Annotated in this window: 18 protein-coding genes; 7 read left to right on the forward strand and 11 right to left on the reverse strand. The window is 63.5% G+C overall.

Annotation, left to right across the window (positions count from 1 at the left end; all coding sequences use genetic code 11):
* The first annotated feature begins 83 nt into the window (after positions 1-83).
* The 4 genes from recG to PAN31108_RS22870 all read left to right on the forward strand — a co-directional run bounded on the left by recG (position 84) and on the right by PAN31108_RS22870 (position 5473).
* Positions 84-2468, forward strand: a complete 2385-nt coding sequence (gene recG / locus PAN31108_RS22860) for an ATP-dependent DNA helicase RecG (protein ID WP_150671059.1) — start codon at positions 84-86, stop codon at positions 2466-2468.
* 236 nt (positions 2469-2704) lie between these two features.
* Positions 2705-3649 carry a LysR substrate-binding domain-containing protein gene (locus PAN31108_RS22865; RefSeq protein ID WP_150671060.1) on the forward strand — a complete coding sequence of 315 codons (945 nt, stop codon included), beginning with the start codon at positions 2705-2707 and terminating at the stop codon, positions 3647-3649.
* A 181-nt stretch (positions 3650-3830) separates the two neighbouring features.
* Positions 3831-3968 (forward strand): hypothetical protein, encoded by a 138-nt coding sequence (locus PAN31108_RS26505; protein ID WP_174995113.1) that lies wholly within the window; start codon positions 3831-3833, stop codon positions 3966-3968.
* Positions 3969-4024: 56 nt separating this feature from the next.
* Positions 4025-5473, forward strand: coding sequence for a catalase (locus tag PAN31108_RS22870; RefSeq protein ID WP_150671061.1), 1449 nt, complete (start codon positions 4025-4027; stop codon positions 5471-5473).
* Positions 5474-5678: 205 nt separating this feature from the next.
* Here the strand turns inward: PAN31108_RS22870 and PAN31108_RS22875 are convergent, their stop codons facing one another.
* A complete protein-coding gene (locus tag PAN31108_RS22875; protein ID WP_246184106.1) occupies positions 5679-6293 on the reverse strand; it encodes a thiamine phosphate synthase in 615 nt (204 codons plus the stop codon).
* Between the two features lie 443 nt (positions 6294-6736).
* On the opposite strand from PAN31108_RS22875, the gene PAN31108_RS22880 reads away from it, so the two are divergent.
* The 3 genes from PAN31108_RS22880 (at position 6737) to PAN31108_RS22890 (ending at position 8781) form a co-directional block, all read left to right on the forward strand.
* Complete coding sequence (locus tag PAN31108_RS22880) at positions 6737-7234, forward strand: Dps family protein (protein WP_150671063.1); 498 nt, start codon at positions 6737-6739, stop codon at positions 7232-7234.
* Between the two features lie 218 nt (positions 7235-7452).
* Entirely contained in the window at positions 7453-8241 is a 789-nt protein-coding gene (locus PAN31108_RS22885; protein WP_150671064.1) for a YdcF family protein, read from the forward strand.
* A 132-nt stretch (positions 8242-8373) separates the two neighbouring features.
* On the forward strand, positions 8374-8781 hold the full coding sequence (locus tag PAN31108_RS22890) for a GlcG/HbpS family heme-binding protein (protein ID WP_150671065.1): 408 nt from the start codon (positions 8374-8376) through the stop codon (positions 8779-8781).
* Positions 8782-9258: 477 nt separating this feature from the next.
* Here the strand turns inward: PAN31108_RS22890 and hemP are convergent, their stop codons facing one another.
* The 10 genes from hemP to bfr form a co-directional block, all read right to left on the reverse strand.
* A complete protein-coding gene (hemP, locus tag PAN31108_RS22895; protein WP_150671066.1) occupies positions 9259-9510 on the reverse strand; it encodes a hemin uptake protein HemP in 252 nt (83 codons plus the stop codon).
* Between the two features lie 153 nt (positions 9511-9663).
* Positions 9664-10134, reverse strand: coding sequence for an SRPBCC family protein (locus tag PAN31108_RS22900; RefSeq protein ID WP_150671067.1), 471 nt, complete (start codon positions 10132-10134; stop codon positions 9664-9666).
* A gap of 170 nt (positions 10135-10304) precedes the next feature.
* The gene (locus PAN31108_RS22905) at positions 10305-10715 is read right to left on the reverse strand and encodes an OsmC family protein (RefSeq protein WP_150671068.1); all 411 of its coding nucleotides are present in this window, start codon (positions 10713-10715) and stop codon (positions 10305-10307) included.
* A gap of 176 nt (positions 10716-10891) precedes the next feature.
* Entirely contained in the window at positions 10892-11788 is an 897-nt protein-coding gene (locus PAN31108_RS22910) for a pirin family protein (RefSeq protein WP_150671069.1), read from the reverse strand.
* A 253-nt stretch (positions 11789-12041) separates the two neighbouring features.
* Complete coding sequence (locus PAN31108_RS22915; protein ID WP_150671070.1) at positions 12042-12464, reverse strand: ExbD/TolR family protein; 423 nt, start codon at positions 12462-12464, stop codon at positions 12042-12044.
* A gap of 27 nt (positions 12465-12491) precedes the next feature.
* Positions 12492-13229, reverse strand: a complete 738-nt coding sequence (locus PAN31108_RS22920; protein WP_150671071.1) for a MotA/TolQ/ExbB proton channel family protein — start codon at positions 13227-13229, stop codon at positions 12492-12494.
* 39 nt (positions 13230-13268) lie between these two features.
* Positions 13269-13988 carry an energy transducer TonB gene (locus PAN31108_RS22925; RefSeq protein ID WP_150671072.1) on the reverse strand — a complete coding sequence of 240 codons (720 nt, stop codon included), beginning with the start codon at positions 13986-13988 and terminating at the stop codon, positions 13269-13271.
* Positions 13989-14398: 410 nt separating this feature from the next.
* Complete coding sequence (locus tag PAN31108_RS22930; RefSeq protein ID WP_150671073.1) at positions 14399-14659, reverse strand: (2Fe-2S)-binding protein; 261 nt, start codon at positions 14657-14659, stop codon at positions 14399-14401.
* Positions 14660-15017: 358 nt separating this feature from the next.
* Complete coding sequence (murI, locus tag PAN31108_RS22935; RefSeq protein ID WP_150671074.1) at positions 15018-15860, reverse strand: glutamate racemase; 843 nt, start codon at positions 15858-15860, stop codon at positions 15018-15020.
* 115 nt (positions 15861-15975) lie between these two features.
* Positions 15976-16455 (reverse strand): bacterioferritin, encoded by a 480-nt coding sequence (bfr, locus tag PAN31108_RS22940; protein ID WP_150671075.1) that lies wholly within the window; start codon positions 16453-16455, stop codon positions 15976-15978.
* Positions 16456-16520: the final 65 nt, after the last annotated feature.

Genomic DNA, 16520 nt, shown 5'->3' on the forward strand with positions numbered 1-16520 from the left:
GTGTGCGCTACCGACCGCGCGCCGTCGACTGTCTTGCCGGCGAACCGAGAAAGAACGCTTCCGACGCCCCGACTTGCGACTGCATGACCGAACGCAGAATGCCCGCCACCGCGCCTGACGACGCCCCCGCCGACCTCGTGGAGCTTGCCCGTGCCGCAAGTCCGCAGGCGGACACCGCCTCCCGTCCCGCCGCGAAGCGCGAAAAACGTAGCGCCGCGCGCGCAAGCGCGGATACCGACGCGGCAGGCGGAGGGGCAGGTGCGCCCGAACCGTCTGTTAAGTCCGTAACGTCTGAAAAACCGGGCACGACCGCCAAGGCCACCAAGGCCACCAAGGCCACCAAGGCCACCAAGGCCACCAAGGCCACCAAGGCCACCAACAAGGAAAAAGACGACAAGCCTGCTGCGAAGAAAGCTGCGGGCAGCGCAGACAAACTCGCCAAACTGGGCCTCAAGCGCGACATCGACCTGATCCTGCATCTGCCGATGCGCTACGAAGACGAGACCACGCTGCGCAAGATCGGCGAGGTGCTGCCGAGCGAACTGGCGCAGGTCGAGGGCGTGGTGACGGCGAGCGACGTCGCCTATCGTCCGCGACGCCAGTGGGTGGTGCGCATCGCCGACGAAGGCCACGAACTGGTGCTGCGGTTTCTGAATTTCTACGGCAGTCAGCAAAAGCAGCTTGCCATCGGCACTCGCGTGCGTGTTCGCGGCGAAGTGCGTGGCGGCTTCTTCGGTCTGGAGATGGTGCACCCGGCCTATCGCGTGGTCCAGGACGCGGCTGCGCCGCTTCCCGAGTCGCTCACACCGGTGTATCCGAGCGCCGCAGGTCTGTCGCAGGCCTATCTGCGCAAGGCGATCCACAATGCAATGGACCGCACGCCGCTGCCCGAGTTGTTGCCGTCAGGCGTGTTGCAAGCGGCCATTGGCCCCGATCATCCGCTGCCCGCGCTTGCCGATGCCGTCCGCCTGCTGCACGCGCCGCCGCCCGATGTCTCGGAGGCGGCGCTCATGGAGCGCTCGCATCCGGCGTGGTTACGCATCAAATGCGAAGAGTTGCTCGCGCAGCAGTTGTCGCTCAAGCGGGCGCAGGCGGCGCGTCGCCGTTTGCGCGCGCCCGCACTCGGCCAGCAGGTGCCGGGCGGTCTGCTCGATCGTTTCGAAGCCACGTTGCCGTTCCGTCTGACGGGCGCGCAGCAGCGCGTGTGGGCCGAGATTCGGGCCGATCTGGCCGAGGCGCATCCGATGCAGCGGCTGTTGCAGGGCGATGTCGGCAGCGGCAAGACGATCATCGCAGCGTTGGCGGCAGCGCAAGCCATCGACGCCGGTTTCCAGGCCGCCATCATGGCGCCGACGGAAATCCTCGCCGAGCAGCATCTGCGCAAACTCTCGGCGTGGCTCACGCCGCTGGGCGTGGAGGTCGCTTGGCTCGCGGGCAGCATGAAAGCCAAGGAAAAGCGCGAGGCGCTCGCCCGCGTGGCCAGTGGCGAGGCGCAACTGGTCATCGGCACGCACGCCATTATTCAGGATACGGTGACGTTCGCGCGTCTGGGCATGGCCGTCGTCGACGAGCAGCATCGCTTCGGCGTGGCGCAGCGCCTCGCGTTGCGCAGCAAGATGCAGACGGCCGGCATGGGGCCGAATGCCATGCCGCATCAGTTGATGATGAGCGCGACGCCGATTCCGCGCACGCTCGCCATGACGTACTACGCCGACCTCGACGTCTCGGTCATCGACGAATTGCCGCCGGGCCGCAGCCCTGTCGTGACGAAGCTGGTCAGCGATACACGGCGGCCCGAGGTGATCGACCGCGTGCGTGCGGCGGCGCTCGCCGGTCGTCAGGTGTATTGGGTGTGCCCGTTGATCGAGGAGAGCGAGGCGCTGCAATTGCAGACCGCCGTCGACACGCATGCACAACTGGTGGCGGCATTGCCGGAGTTGCGCGTCGGGCTCGTGCACGGGCGTCTTTCGCCCGCCGAGAAGGCGGCCGTGATGGAGGACTTCACGCGCGGCGACACACACCTGCTGGTGGCGACGACGGTGATCGAAGTCGGCGTCGATGTGCCCAACGCGTCGCTGATGGTCATCGAACATGCCGAGCGCTTCGGTCTGGCGCAGTTGCATCAGCTGCGCGGACGCGTCGGTCGCGGCTCCGCGGAATCGGTTTGCCTGCTGATGTATGCGTCGCCGCTGTCGATGGGCGCGAAGGCGCGTTTGCAGACCATGCGCGAGACGACGGACGGTTTCGTCATCGCCCGGCGCGATCTGGAAATTCGGGGCCCCGGCGAGTTTCTTGGCGCGCGTCAGTCGGGGGCGGCTATGCTGCGCTTCGTCGATCTGAACGAAGACGCCTGGCTGATCCCGGGGGCGCAGGAAGCGGCCGAGCAATTGCTGAGGTCGCATCCGGGGGCGGTCGCGGCGCATCTTGAGCGCTGGCTCGGCGCGAGGGAAGACTATCTGAAGGCTTGAGCACGCGCCGACCGTGCGTCGGACCGGCGGCGGCACAGCAGGACGTAGGGAGTGGGGCGTGGAGCGCCGTCAACAAACCGGGCTGACGCGGTGGCGTTGCGGCAAAAGGGGAGGCACGTGACGCAGGGAGCGTCGCCCGAAATCGGTGAAAACGGGCATTGGCCGCCCGATTGTGCTATAAAAAACAAAATCTATCGATTGCGGTTGTTCGATTAATTTACACAGGTTAGGACGACATGACCCTCACGGAACTCAAGTACATCGTGGCGGTGGCGCGTGAACGCCATTTCGGTCGGGCGGCGGAAGCGTGTTTCGTCAGCCAGCCGACGCTCTCGGTGGCCATCAAGAAGCTCGAAGACGAGCTGAACGTACAGATTTTCGAGCGCGGCGCGGCCGAGGTGAGCGTAACGCCGCTTGGCGAGCAGATCGTGGCGCAGGCGCAGCGCGTGCTCGAACAGACCATCGCCATCAAGGAAATCGCCAAACAGGGACGCGATCCGCTCGCGGGGCCGCTGCGTCTCGGCGTCATCTACACGATCGGACCGTATCTGCTGCCGGCGCTCGTCAAGCAAATGATCGAGACCACGCCGCAGATGCCGCTGATGCTCCAGGAGAATTACACGCTCAAGCTCATCGAGTTGCTCAAGCAGGGCGAGATCGACGCAGCCATCATGGCGTTGCCGTTCCCGGAAAGCGGTTTGATGGTGCGTCCGCTGTACGACGAACCGTTTGTCGTGGCGATGCCGCGCTCGCATGCGTGGGCCGGCAGAACGCAAATCGACGCCGGCGATCTCAAGCAGGAAACGATGCTGCTGCTCGGCAGCGGTCATTGCTTCCGCGATCATGTGCTCGGGGTGTGTCCCGAGTTGATGCGCTTCTCGCAGAATGCCGACGGTATTCAGAAGACGTTCGAGGGTTCGTCGCTGGAGACGATTCGCCACATGGTCGCCAGTGGCGTCGGCATTACCGTGTTGCCGAAGACGTCGGTGCCGGAGACGCAATCGCCGGACAGCCTGCTGAGTTACGTGCCGTTCTCGGCGCCGGTGCCCGATCGCCGTGTGGTGCTGGCGTGGCGCAAGAGCTTCACGCGGCTGCCGGCCATCGAGGCAGTCGCACAGGCCATCGCGAAGTGCGACTTGCCGGGCGTGATCCCGCTCGATCTTCCCGCCACATCCAACTGATCGGACCCAGGGCGGCGCTCGCCCCGCTCGCCCTACCCGCCGCCAATCAATACGCCGCCGCCTTGTGCCGCGGCGTATTGTTTTTGCCTATGACATATATAAAAACGATTAATTCGACCGTTTTAATATAAATAATTAATCTAGCAACACGCGTTCGAAACCGACGTCTCCCGAGGCGCGCATGACCGAACGCCGACGAGTCCCCCGCAGCAAGACGCATTCGAAGGTGCCCGAGATGACCCAACTCAAGGCTTATTTGCACGACATCGAAACCACGCTGGAACACGTACTTGCCGACTTTGCGCTGATGGGCGCCTGACTTACCAAGTCGCAAACGTTTGCCCGATCAGGAACCAGGAAACAGGAGAGCGTCACATGTCCGATACGAAGAAACTCACAACCGCAGCCGGTGCACCGGTCACCGACAACCAGAACACCTTGACGGCCGGCCCGCGCGGCCCGGCATTGTTGCAAGACATGTGGCTGATCGAAAAGCTCGCCCACTTCGACCGTGAAGTGATTCCTGAGCGTCGCGTGCACGCGAAAGGCTCGGGCGCATTCGGCAAGCTGACCATCACCCACGACATCACCAAGTACAGCCGTGCCCGCGTGTTCGAAGCCGTCGGTAAGGAAACGCCGGTGTTCCTGCGTTTCTCGACCGTAGCCGGCGAGCGTGGCGCCGCCGACGCGGAGCGCGACGTTCGCGGCTTCGCCCTCAAGTTCTACACCGACGAAGGCAACTGGGATCTCGTCGGCAACAACACGCCGGTATTCTTTATTCGCGATCCGCTCAAGTTCCCCGATTTCATCCATACGCAAAAGCGTGATCCGAAGACCAACATGCGTAGCCCGACGGCTGCCTGGGATTTCTGGTCGCGCTCGCCCGAATCGCTGCATCAGGTCACTATCCTCATGAGCGATCGCGGTTTGCCGAAGAACTACCGCCAGCAGCATGGCTTCGGCTCGCACACGTTCAGCTTCATCAATGCCGCCAACGAGCGCTTCTGGGTGAAGTTCCACTTCAAGTCGATGCAGGGCGTCGAGAATGTGACCAACGCCGAGGCGGCGGCTATCGTCGGCGACGATCGCGAAAGCCATCAGCGCGATCTGTTCGAGGCCATCGAAGCCGGTAACTTCCCGCGCTGGCGCATGCAGGTGCAGGTGATGCCGGAGGCGGATGCGGCGACGTATCGCTTCAATCCGTTCGACATCACCAAGGTATGGCCGCATGGCGATTACCCGTTGATCGACGTGGGTGTCCTGGAGCTGAATCGCAATCCGGAGAACTACTTCGCCGATGTCGAACAAGCCGCGTTCAATCCGGGCAATGTGGTGCCGGGTATCGGCTTCTCGCCGGATCGCCTGTTGCAGGGGCGTCTGTTCTCGTACGGCGATACGCAGCGCTACCGCCTTGGCGTGAATCACAGCGCCATTCCGGTGAATGCGCCGAAGTGCCCGTTCCACAACAGCTTCCACCGCGACGGTGCGATGCGTGTGGACGGCAACCTCGGTAGCACGCCGAACTATGAGCCGAACCGGTACGGCGCATTTGCCGAGCAGCCCGAGTATCGCGAGCCGCAGCAAGCGGTGGGCGCCGTGGCAGATCGCTTCGATCACCGCGACGATGACGATTACTACTCGCAGCCGCGCGCGCTGTTCCGTCTGTTCGACGACGCCCAGAAGGCGCGTCTGTTCGGCAACATTGCAGCGTCGATGCAGGGGGTGCCCGACGACGTCGCCGAGCGTCAGATCGGTCACTTCGCGAAGATCGATCCTGCGTATGCGCAAGGCGTGATCGCCGCTCGCAAGGCGCTGGCGAAGTAAGGCATCGCGGTTCGGATGCGCCGGCAGAAGGTTTGCCGGGGATCGCGCAGGACGTGAGGAAAGTACAGCGGGGGCGGCGAATGCCGTCCCCGCGCGGGCGTTTGTGGCGTTTGTGATGTTTATGGCGTCCGTGGCGCGTATTGCGAATCGTGACGCGTGAGTTGTCGGGCGCGACTCGCTCGCGGCGGTCCGGAATGGGCGTCGTTCAGCCGGCGGGCCAGAAGGCGCGGATCGCGGCAATACCGTACGCGCCGGCGTTGCGGGCGCTCGTCAGCGTCTCGGCACGCATGCCGCCAAGCGCGAACACCGGCAGCGACGTTTGCGCCGCGAGCGTGGTGAACGTCGGCCAGCCGAGCGGCGTGGCGTCGGGGTGCGTTGCGGTCGCGAGCACCGGTGACAGCGTGACGAAGTCGAGGCCGAGCCGTGTGGCCTGGGCGAGTTGTGCGGCGTCGTGACAGGCGGCGCTGACGATCTTCCAGCCGACGGGGCGTGTCGCGCAGCTCATCAGGCGTTCGCTCGTGAGATGCCAGCCGTCCGCTTGCGGGACCGTGCCGGCGATAACGCCATCGGCGGCGAGCCACCGGTCGGCGACATCGTGCGGCGGGTTCAGGATGAGTTGCGCCCCGGCCGCGTGGGTGAGCGCGAGCGCACTTTCGGCCAGCGCGCGGTAGCCGTCCGCGTCGAGCGAACGATTGCGAAGCTGCACGAGACGCGTGCCGCGCGCCAGCGCCTGCGCGAGTTGCGAGGCGAACTCGGCGATGTGCGTGCGCGAGGTGACATCCGGCGTCACCAGCAACTGGCGAGGCAGTGCCGCGGTCAGGGGGTGGCCGGGGGAAGTGCTGGCATCGTGGTGGGTTTTGGCGCTCACGCGCGACGTTCCTGCGGGACGTAGGGGCATCGAGGGGCGGTAGGCGGAGTCGGCTTGGGTCCGTCGCGTCGTCTGAATCGCGGCATCGTACGAGGCGGCAGACGTCTCGGCGGGGCGGTGTCGCTGATATCGGGTGGTGTCGGAAGTATGGACGCAGTGTAACCGGAATACCGTGCCGAACGTCTTGAGGAAAGTACGGAGATCGGCCGCGTGGAACATTGCGCGCTCGATGGCATCACAGCCGAATGCGCATCGGTGGGTGGATGCGGTGTCATACGACGCCCACACGGGGCCGGTACACTCGCGCGGTGCTTGCCGGGCATCGGTAAATCGGCAATTTCAATTCAGCATGTCTTCGGATTTTTCGGAGACGGCACAGCAAATGGAGTCAAATCATGGCAAAGAAAGGCAATGCGACCCACGTGGCGAGCGTGAATATCGGTATCAGCGACAAGGATCGCAAGCGCATCGTCGAGGGATTGAGCCATCTTCTGGCAGACACTTACACGCTGTATCTGAAGACGCACAACTTCCATTGGAACGTGACGGGGCCGATGTTCAACACGCTGCATCTGATGTTCGAAGGCCAGTACAACGAACTTGCGCTGGCCGTCGATCAGATCGCCGAGCGAATTCGTGCGCTGGGCTATCCGGCCCCGGGCACTTACAAGGAGTTTGCGAAGTTGTCGTCGATTCCCGAGGCCGACGGTGTGCCGGCGGCCGACGAGATGATTCGTCAACTGGTCGAAGGGCAGGAGGCCGTAACACGCACCGCACGCGGCATCTTTCCGATCGTCGACGCCGCATCGGACGAGCCGACCGCCGACCTGCTCACGCAGCGCATGCAACTGCATGAGAAGAACGCCTGGATGTTGCGCAGCCTGCTGGCGTAAGCGGTTCCGGCGCCTGCCTCGGTTTCGACCAAGGTTTCGACTTCAGCTTCAACGCCGCAAAAGCCCGTGCCCTTGCACGGGCTTTTTGCTTTCGGGTTCAACTGGCGCAACCGCACGACTGCCGCGTTTTCTCATCCCGCAACTCTCGTGTGCTATCGCATGGGAGTGCCGTATAGAGAAAGGGTGCACTCGACGGGCCAGTCCAGTACACTCGCCGGATGCCTTTCGACTGGCTCGCCCGCAATCTTCTCGTCAGCGTGTTTCTGCCACCGGCCAACGTGCTGGTGCTCGCAGGGTTGGCGCTCGTCCTCTGGCGGCGCTTTCCGCGCGCGGGCAGGGCGCTGGCGGTCATTGCCGTGCTGGTGCTATGGACGCAGTCGATGCCGTGGGTCGCCCGCGAGCTCTCGCAGTCGCTCGACATCGGGGCGGCGGTCGATCCGGGCACGCTCGATGCTGCGCGTCAGGCGCCCGGCGCTGTCGCCAAGTTGCCGCAGGCGGTGGTGATTCTGGGCGGCGGCATGAGCCTCGGTGCGCCGGAGTACGGTCGCGAAAAGGGCGCAGATCTGAGCGATGTCACGCTGGCCCGCGTGCGCTACGGTGCATTCCTCGCCCGGCGTGCGCAGTTGCCCGTTTTGGTGTCCGGCGGCAGTCCGAGCGGTCGCGTGTCGGAGGGGCCGGTCATGGCGCAGGTGGCCACCGAGGAGTTCGGCGTACCGGTGCGCTGGGTGGAAGGACAGTCGTTGAACACGGCGCAAAACGCCGTCTTCAGCGCGCGCATGCTGACGAACGTCGGCGTATCGCGCGTTTATCTGGTCACGAGCGCCTGGCATATGCGCCGGGCTCGCGATCAGTTCGAGCGAGCGGGTCTGACGGTGGTACCTGCACCGTGCTGCCACGCCAATGCGCTGGAAGCCGACGCCGCCCCCGGCTGGTGGCCCACCCTCGAGAGTCTGCGCATCACGCGTGCCACGCTGCGTGAATGGATGGCGCTGAGCGTAGGACACTGAGCGAACCGCGCCGCCTGTAACGCGTTAAGCCTGCCCGGCAGGGTCGGCGCGGCACAAAACGCAGGAACGATTTTCCGGGGTGGAGCGCTACTGCGTGCCCCTTGAGTTGCCAACCTTAAACGAGAGAGACGTATGAAGACGAAAGCTGTCCTGAGCGTTGAAGATGTGCAGAAGATCAACGCGGCCGCCGTGGCGGAAGCCACCGCGAACGGCTGGAACGTGTGCATCACCATCGTCGACGACGGCGGTCATGCGCTGTCGCTGCACCGCATGGACGGCGCGGCGCCCAGCACGGCCATGATGTCGCTGGGCAAGGCGCAGACCTCGGCGGTCGGCCGTCGCGAGAGCGGCGCGTTCGAAGAGATGATCAACGGTGGCCGTTACGCGTTCCTGAGCGCACCGAACACGGCGATGCTCGAAGGCGGTGTGCCCATCGTCGTCGACGGCAACGTCATCGGCGCTGTGGGCGTGTCGGGCGTGAAGTCGGCGCAGGACGCGCAGATCGCTCGCGCCGGTATCGCCGCCGTGACAGGTGCCTGATATCGCTTGAGACGGGACCGTGCCTTCGTGAACGGGGGGGCGGTAACGGACTCGCAAACGGACGCCAACGGGCGCCAACGAACGTAAAAAAGCATCGCCAGCTCACGTCGGCGATGCTTTTTTTGCGGACGGACATCGTCGAGCGTGTTGCGGCAGACGATGAAGCCCAAAAAGAAAACCCGCTCGTTGGAGCGGGTCAAAGGCTTGTCAGGCCGGCCGGCACAACCTGAGGCTTGGCAGGTTGCGCCACGAGGAGAACATCAATGAAACCCGAGTGGACGGACAAAAAAAGCGGCTTGGCTGGCGCGCAACGCAGGTAGAGAGGGGCTTGCCGTAACTACATGGGATCGCGTTGCGTTCGCTGGCTACTGCCAAACACCTCTTAGGCGAGGTGGTCCCCACAAAACTCGGTGAAGGTGGCGGCAAGGTCGTGGTCTTGCCACCGCCAAAATGCTTGACTGCTTCAAATCCAGAAACTTACTTCGTCAGGATCAGCTTGCCGTAACGCGTAGCGCGCAGTTGGTAGGTCTGTCCGTTGTGCAGGATGTTCACGCATTGCGTGCCCTGCAACAGGTGATCGCTCGTCAGCACGCGACCGGTGGCCTGGCTCGCCGGCTTTTCCGCCGCCGGGCTGGCCACTTGCGAACGCGACACCGACAAGGTGCGGCGTGGCGCCGTGGCGGGCGTGGTCTGGCGGGCAGTGGTGTGGCTTGCGGTCATCTCGCTCATCCGTGTGGCTGACTGTGAGAAGAATATTAAATGAGAATCATTCCCATTTATATTTGAATTTGACTATTGATTTATTTGTTCGGTAGTTTTTTCTAAATGATGGGGCCGGACGAGTGGACGCCATCGTCCGGCAAATGGGCCGCTAACGCCGGATTAGCCCAGCGCGCCTCGCTCGGCGAGTTCACGGATACGCCGAACGGTGTCGATGTCCGCTTCGCGATAGGCGGATTTCACAAACTCGCTATAGCGCGTATCGGCGGTCGCGGCGTCTTCCGGCAATGTCGTGCTGTACGTAAATCGCACGAAGTAATGCGTGGGGTTGGGCTCTTCGATACGCATGGTAAGGGTGCCGCCAGCGTGGGCGTCGGTCGCAGCCGTCTCGTAACGCACGGATTGCTGCGCCTCGAAGACGACCCGATCGAGCACCACCGTCTCGCCGAAACGCAGTTCGCGGTTCAGCGTGTTCTCGGTGCGTTCGTGCATCACGCACGCGTCGAGCCCCAGCACGAACGCCTCAGGCTGTTCGGCGCGTAGCACGAGGCCACGCCACAGTTGATCGCGCGTGAGTGCGAGGGCCAGCGGGTTCAGGAGGTCGTTGACCTCGATCAGGTGTTCGTACTGCAAGACTATTTCCCCTAGATGGCGTTGATGACCGCGAATCGCCCGACGGTAAGCGGTTGCCATGTGAGCCGGTACGCGCCGTGACGCAATGCCGTGCCCTGACGGCAACGCATTGCGCGTTAGCGCACAGCGCCGGGCGTTGGCTCGGCCTTGATTTGACCGCGACCTGACCTTTACTCGATCAGCGAACTCTCGATGGCGACGGTGCCCGACAACACCTTGTGAATTGGGCACGCATTGGCGATTTCCAAGAGGCGTTGACGCTGTTCCTCCGACAAATCGCCGGCCAGCTCGATCTTGCGCGTAATTTGCGTGGTGCCCGCAGGCGGCTTGCCGTCCGGATTCATCGCGAGCGTGACTTTCACGTCCTTGAGCGGCCATTCCTTGCGGCGCGCGTACATATGCAGCGTAATCGACGTGCAGGCACCCAGACTCGACAGCAGCAACGCCGCCGGCGCGGGGCCGAGATCGCCGCCACCGAGTGACTCGGGTTCGTCGGCGATCCATTCGTGCTTGCCGTCCGACAGATGGGTGGTATATCCGGCAGCGCCCAGATGGGCGGTGACAATCGCTTCTGCGGCCATGGTGGCTCCTGTGGGTCCAGACGGGTGCTAATGAAAGCGGCCCGGCGAAACCGCGGGCCACAACACACTCTGCGTACTTTAAGTGTCATTGTGACCCAATTTCACCGGGCCGGCGAAAACGACGCTGGCGGCACCTTCGGGCGCGTGTTTTCCAACGCTCGCTCGCGCGTCTTCCTTCAGGTTCGCGAGACGGATGCCGGAATATGCCCCATGCGTCCGGCCTGAAAATCGAGAATCGCCTGACGAATCTCGCTCTCCGTGTTCATCACGAACGGGCCGTAGCGCGCGACCGGTTCGCCGATCGGCTTGCCGCCGATGAGCAGAAACGACAGCGGCGCGTCGCTGTCGTTACGCACGGTCACGCCTTCGCCGTCGTTGCCGAACACGACCATCTGATGAGCCTTCGCTGCGGTGGCTTCTGCGCCGAAATGTCCTTCGCCGTCGATGACATACGCAAAGACGTTGAAGTCGGCCGGCACCGGATGATCGAGCAGCGCCTGCGGTTGGAGCGTGAAATGCTGATACAGGATCGGTGTTCGTGTCTCGATGGCCGCCCGCGTACCGAGCGCCTCGCCTGCGATCACGCGAACGGCGACCTTGCCGTCGTCGCTCGTCGCCGTCGGGATACCGGCAGCCGGCAGTTCCTGATAGCGCGGGGTCATCATCTTGTCGGCGCTCGGCAGGTTCACCCACAACTGGAAGCCATGCATTTCGCCACCGCGTTGCTGAAACGCCTGCGACGGCATCTCCGAGTGGATCACGCCGGCGCCGGCCGTCATCCATTGCACGTCGCCGGGCGTGAGCTTACCGGCATGACCTTGCGAGTCACGATGCTCCATCTGGCCGGCGAGGAGGTAAGTGACGGTCTCGAAGCCGCGATGCGGATGATCGGGGGCGCCCTTGGCATCGCCGGGGGCCACTTGCATCGGCCCCATTTCGTCGAGCAGCAGGAACGGATCGAAGTCCATCAGCATGCGTGTCGGGAACGGGCGGTTGACGTAGAAACCGGCGCCTTCCTGCGTTTTCGCTGCCGTAAAGACACGGGCGACCGGACGGGCGTAGGGGGTGCTCATGAGGAACTCTCCTGTGGGGATACCCGCCTTGGGACTTGCGGCACGTGGGTATCCGTTGTCATGTCCCCACTATATCGGGGGCGATGGCACCGGGAGTAGTCCGTAACGCAGGAAGGATTGTTACCGGATTGGAACAGTTAGCGAGAAGTCGATCGCAATAGCGACGCTTTCGCGTCGAATGAACCGTATGAACGAAAAAAAGCGCGGTGACCGGCACCGCGCCTGAGCTTCTGCGATTCGTGCAGGGACCGGCTTACTTAGCCGGTTCGGTCACGAAGCCGAGTTTGGTAACGCCTGCCGCCTGGGCTTCGGAAAGCACTCTGGCGACGCTCTCGTAACGCACGTTCTTGTCGGCGAACAGGTGCAGTTCCGGTTGCGGCTGCGCATCGGCGGCCTGTGCCAGACGCGCCTTGAGCGTGTCGTCGTCGATCTGCTGCTTGTCCCAGAAGACACTGCCGTCTGCCTGAATCGACAGGTCGACCTTGGCAGGCTTGGTGTCTTCCGGCTGGCTGCTCGCCTGCGGCAGATCGAGCTTGACCGCGTGATTGAGCACCGGCAGCGTCACGATGAAGATGATCAGCAGCACCAGCATGACGTCGACGAGCGGCGTCATGTTGATTTCGCTCATCATCGCGTCATCGGCGCTGTCGTCGCTGCTGTATGAACCCATAGCCATAGCGAACTCCTTCTCTTGCGCGGCGGCTTAGCTGGCGCTGGCCGACGTGGGCTTGCGCACCGGCGTGACATTGCTGGCGAACTGCGTCGAGTGCACGCTGGCGCCCGTCAGGAAGTAGCCGTGCAGGCTGTGCGCGAAGCGGTTGAGCTTCGAGACGATGCCCTTGTTGGCGCGCGTCAGGGCGTTGAAGCCGAGCACGGCGGGGATGGCGACGAACAGACCGAAGGCCGTCATGATCAGGGCTTCGCCCACCGGGCCGGCCACCTTGTCGATGGTCGTCTGGCCCGATGCGCCAATGGCCAGCAGGGCGTGATAGATACCCCACACCGTACCGAACAGACCGACGAACGGCGAGGTCGAGCCGATCGAGGCCAGCATGGCCAGACCGCTTTGCAGGCGCGACACCGTATCGTCCACCGAGTTCTTCAGGGCACGCGTGATCCAGTCGCTCACGTCCATCTTGTCGTGCAGATGCGGCTGGCTCTGGCGGTGATGTTCGGCCGCGTCCTGACCGGCCAGCGCCAGTGCGAGGAACGGGTTGTTCTGACCCGACTCGCCAAGCTTTTGCAAGCCGGCGGAGAAATTCTCCGAGTGCCAGAAGTCCGGCTCGGCCGTGCGCGTGAGGCGGGTCAGGCGGAAGACCTGCGTGCCCTTGATGATGATGACCGTCCAGGACAGCACCGACATCAGCAGCAACACGATCGCGATGGCGCGGGTGACGAAATCGCCCTGTGACCAGACGTGGCTCAAACCATACTCTTGCATTTTTCGTTCCTCGGAAGATCCAGTTCGTAGATCGTTACGTTAATCGTTCAGATTGAAGTTAAACGGTTTGGTCGCAGCGGCTTCGACCGCGCGGCCGTTTTGCATCGGGGGGGCGCAGCGCATCGCCAGTGCGGCGGTACGCGCAGCCTGATCGAGACGCGGAAAGCCGCTCGACTTGACGACATTGGCGCTCGAGACCACACCCCGGGTGTCGATCACGAGGCGCAATGTGACGGTGCCTTCTTCGCCCACGCGGCGCGACTGCGTCGGGTAGACCACGCGCGGCTCGTCGCACTTCACCGCCAGACCTTCGATCGGACCGGACGGCGCGGGCGCCGGAGCGGGGGCGGGCGGTGCCGGGGGCGTCGGTGCGGCTTGCTGCACCGGCTCGGTCGTCGTTTGTTGCGGCGGCGCCACCGGCTCAGCCTTCTGCGTGATGGCGTTCTTGGGTTGCTCGCGCGGTTTGGGCGGCGGCGGCGCAACCTTCGGCTTGGGCGGCTCCGGCTGCGGTTTGGGCGGCGCGGGTTGCGGCGGCGTCGGGGCGGGGGTGAGCGGAATGATCGTCGCGGTGAAGGTCGTCGGCTCGATCGTCGCCTTTTCAGGTTCGTTGCGCAGGTGCGACAGTCCGACCAGTACAGCAATGTGAACGACGACGATCGCTGCGGCAATCGCGATAGCTCGCGGCGACGTCAGCGGATCGCGGAATTGCGTGAGCGCAAGGCCGGATGAGGGCACGGCGGGGGGCACGGCGGTCGACATGATAACGGCTAGGGTACGCTAAATTGCGGCGATGAACGGTGAGTGAAGCGCGGTGTGCGAAGCCTCGGGGTGCGGATAGGCCGGACGTACGATCAAAGGAAAACCGCGCCATGGGGCGCGGTCGGCGAACGCTGTGAGTCAAAAACGGTGCGCAAACTCACCTTCGAAATAGGAAAAACGACAAACATAACGTCGAAACAAAGCCAATCAGGAGTTCCATCCGACACCTCCAGGGTGACAACGTCGCTGGCTGGCGCATGACGCCGCAATGTCGCGGTACGCCTGGCTGGCTCCACTACCCCGTGGCTGACGCATCGTCTGCCACGCGGGCGAAATTCCAAATCGTTCGAAACCGGTAACAACCTGTTGCACAACGCGAGGGCAGGGCCTCGCCGATGAACTGCGAGCGCTTACGCCGCGAGCGCGAGTTCCTGACGCACCACCACGACTTCCGTCGTCGTTTCCACGCGAGCGGACTGGCAGCAGCCACCGCAGGCGCGGCCACAGCATGGCGTGGCGCCGCTCACCATTTCCTGAACATACGGACCGCACTTGCCGCAGCACAGCGCAACGCCGAGGTCGACCTGGAGATCTTCCATCGTGGTGGCGCCGGCGTCGAGGCAAGCCTTGATCTGACGGTCGGAAACGGATTTACATACGCAGACGATCATGGTGAAAACGTCAAAATGTAACACTAATGAGAATAATTATTATTTAAGTCGACGCCTTTTGCAAGCGCCATCGACCTATCCCATGGTACGTACAGGGATATGTGGCGCGGGTGTCGCGGGGAATGATGGGAAGGTTTTCGCCGGATGCCGGACGCGTCACGCCTTGGCGGGCGGGGGACGGTCCGACGGCGCTGCCGCACCTGAGCGCGGGGCGGGGAGCCGTGTCCATCGGGAGGGCGACGCGGTGATGGTGTGCCCTGGCGCTTACCAGCACTTACCGGCACTTATCGGCACTTATCGGCACTTATCGGCGCTATCCGTGTTACCGATGCCTGCTGGTGCATCGCTGCCAATGGCCCTAGGGCGCTACCGGCATTGCCACGTGCGGCGCGGCCAGCGCGATCTCGATCGGCTGCACCTGGGGGGCGTCGACGAGCAAGCGGTCCGCCATCGTCTGCAACGCGTGTGTATTGGCGGTCGTGAACAACTCGACATTGCCGACAACACCGGTGTTTGCCGGCAACGCCAGATCGTCCGCCTCAAGCCGCCGTTGAAGCTGGCGTGCGATGGCGGCGCCGGTATCGACGAGCGTGAGGGCCGTGCCGAAATGCCGCTCGATGACCGGAATCAGGAATGGGTAATGCGTGCAGCCGAGCACCAGCGTATCCGCGCCTTGCGCGAGCATGGGCGCAATGTATTTATCCAGCAACGCCATGACCTCGGGCGAATCGACGTCACCGGCTTCGATGCGCTCGACCAGTCCATGCCCTGGCTGACACAGGAAGCGCTGTCCCTGCGCCGTATGACGTGCCAGCAGATCCGAGAAGCGGGCGCTGCGCAGCGTGGCGGCGGTGGCAAGCACCCCGATCACGCCGCTGCGCGACGCTGCCGCCGCGGGCTTGATGCCCGGCTCGACGCCGACCACCGGCCATGAGTCGTCGGCCCGCAGTGCGGCTACGCCATGAGCCGTTGCCGTATTGCAGGCGACGACGAATGCCTTGGCGCCACGCGCTCGCACCCATCGGCCGATGGCGAGACTGCGCTGCTCGATGAACGCGTCGGGGCGTTCGCCGTACGGAGCGTATCGGGAGTCGGCGACGTAAAGCAGCGACTCGTGCGGAAGCCGGGCGCGAACGGCCTGCAAAACCGAGAGTCCACCGAGGCCGGAATCGAAGACGCCAATCGGCGCATTGGAGGGCATGGCAAATGAAAAAGGGCCGGCAAGTGGCCGGCCCCGAAATTCTAGCGCAAAGCCTGCGAACCGATGTCGGTGCGGCGAGGCGCTTTTCTTATCTGGGTTTTGCGGGGTGTCGGGCTTATTCTTCGAACGACGCCATGCCCGACTGCTGGTAATTCTGAAGACCGACCTTGCCGATGAGTTCGATCTGCGTTTCCAGCCAGTCGATGTGCTCTTCGGTGTCGTGCAGGATCTCGTTGAAAATTTCGCGCGAGACGAAGTCCTTCACGCTTTCGCAATGCGCCACGCCTTCCTTGCAGGTCTTCTGCGAGAGGTACTCGAGCTTGAGATCGCATTGCAGGATCTCTTCGGTGTTCTCGCCGATGAGCAGCTTGTGCAGATCCTGCAGGTTCGGCAGGCCGTCGAGCATGAAGATACGCTCGATCAGCTTGTCGGCGTGCTTCATCTCGCCGATGGATTCATCGTACTCATGCTTGCCGAGCTTCGTCAGCCCCCAATGGTTGTACATCCGGGCGTGCAGAAAGTACTGGTTGATCGCCGTCAGCTCGTTGGTGAGCTGTTCGTTGAGGAGTTGGAGGACTTTCTTGTCGCCTTTCATTTCGGATCCCTGTTTATGCAGTTTTGCAAGCGGTTGAAGAGTAGCCTGAAAAGCTCGGAAAGCCA

The sequence above is a fragment of the Pandoraea anhela genome, assembly GCF_902459655.1.
GTDB classification, from domain to species: Bacteria; Pseudomonadota; Gammaproteobacteria; order Burkholderiales; family Burkholderiaceae; genus Pandoraea; species Pandoraea anhela.

Coding starts and splice junctions, on each gene's coding strand:
- recG (WP_150671059.1), top strand. CDS start 84: ATGACCGAACGCAGAATGCCCGCCACCGCGCCTGACGACGCCCCCGCC.
- PAN31108_RS22865 (WP_150671060.1), top strand. CDS start 2,705: ATGACCCTCACGGAACTCAAGTACATCGTGGCGGTGGCGCGTGAACGC.
- PAN31108_RS26505 (WP_174995113.1), top strand. CDS start 3,831: ATGACCGAACGCCGACGAGTCCCCCGCAGCAAGACGCATTCGAAGGTG.
- PAN31108_RS22870 (WP_150671061.1), top strand. CDS start 4,025: ATGTCCGATACGAAGAAACTCACAACCGCAGCCGGTGCACCGGTCACC.
- PAN31108_RS22880 (WP_150671063.1), top strand. CDS start 6,737: ATGGCAAAGAAAGGCAATGCGACCCACGTGGCGAGCGTGAATATCGGT.
- PAN31108_RS22885 (WP_150671064.1), top strand. CDS start 7,453: ATGCCTTTCGACTGGCTCGCCCGCAATCTTCTCGTCAGCGTGTTTCTG.
- PAN31108_RS22890 (WP_150671065.1), top strand. CDS start 8,374: ATGAAGACGAAAGCTGTCCTGAGCGTTGAAGATGTGCAGAAGATCAAC.
- hemP (WP_150671066.1), bottom strand. CDS start 9,510: ATGAGCGAGATGACCGCAAGCCACACCACTGCCCGCCAGACCACGCCC.
- PAN31108_RS22905 (WP_150671068.1), bottom strand. CDS start 10,715: ATGGCCGCAGAAGCGATTGTCACCGCCCATCTGGGCGCTGCCGGATAT.
- PAN31108_RS22910 (WP_150671069.1), bottom strand. CDS start 11,788: ATGAGCACCCCCTACGCCCGTCCGGTCGCCCGTGTCTTTACGGCAGCG.
- PAN31108_RS22915 (WP_150671070.1), bottom strand. CDS start 12,464: ATGGCTATGGGTTCATACAGCAGCGACGACAGCGCCGATGACGCGATG.
- PAN31108_RS22920 (WP_150671071.1), bottom strand. CDS start 13,229: ATGCAAGAGTATGGTTTGAGCCACGTCTGGTCACAGGGCGATTTCGTC.
- PAN31108_RS22925 (WP_150671072.1), bottom strand. CDS start 13,988: ATGTCGACCGCCGTGCCCCCCGCCGTGCCCTCATCCGGCCTTGCGCTC.
- PAN31108_RS22930 (WP_150671073.1), bottom strand. CDS start 14,659: ATGATCGTCTGCGTATGTAAATCCGTTTCCGACCGTCAGATCAAGGCT.
- murI (WP_150671074.1), bottom strand. CDS start 15,860: ATGCCCTCCAATGCGCCGATTGGCGTCTTCGATTCCGGCCTCGGTGGA.
- bfr (WP_150671075.1), bottom strand. CDS start 16,455: ATGAAAGGCGACAAGAAAGTCCTCCAACTCCTCAACGAACAGCTCACC.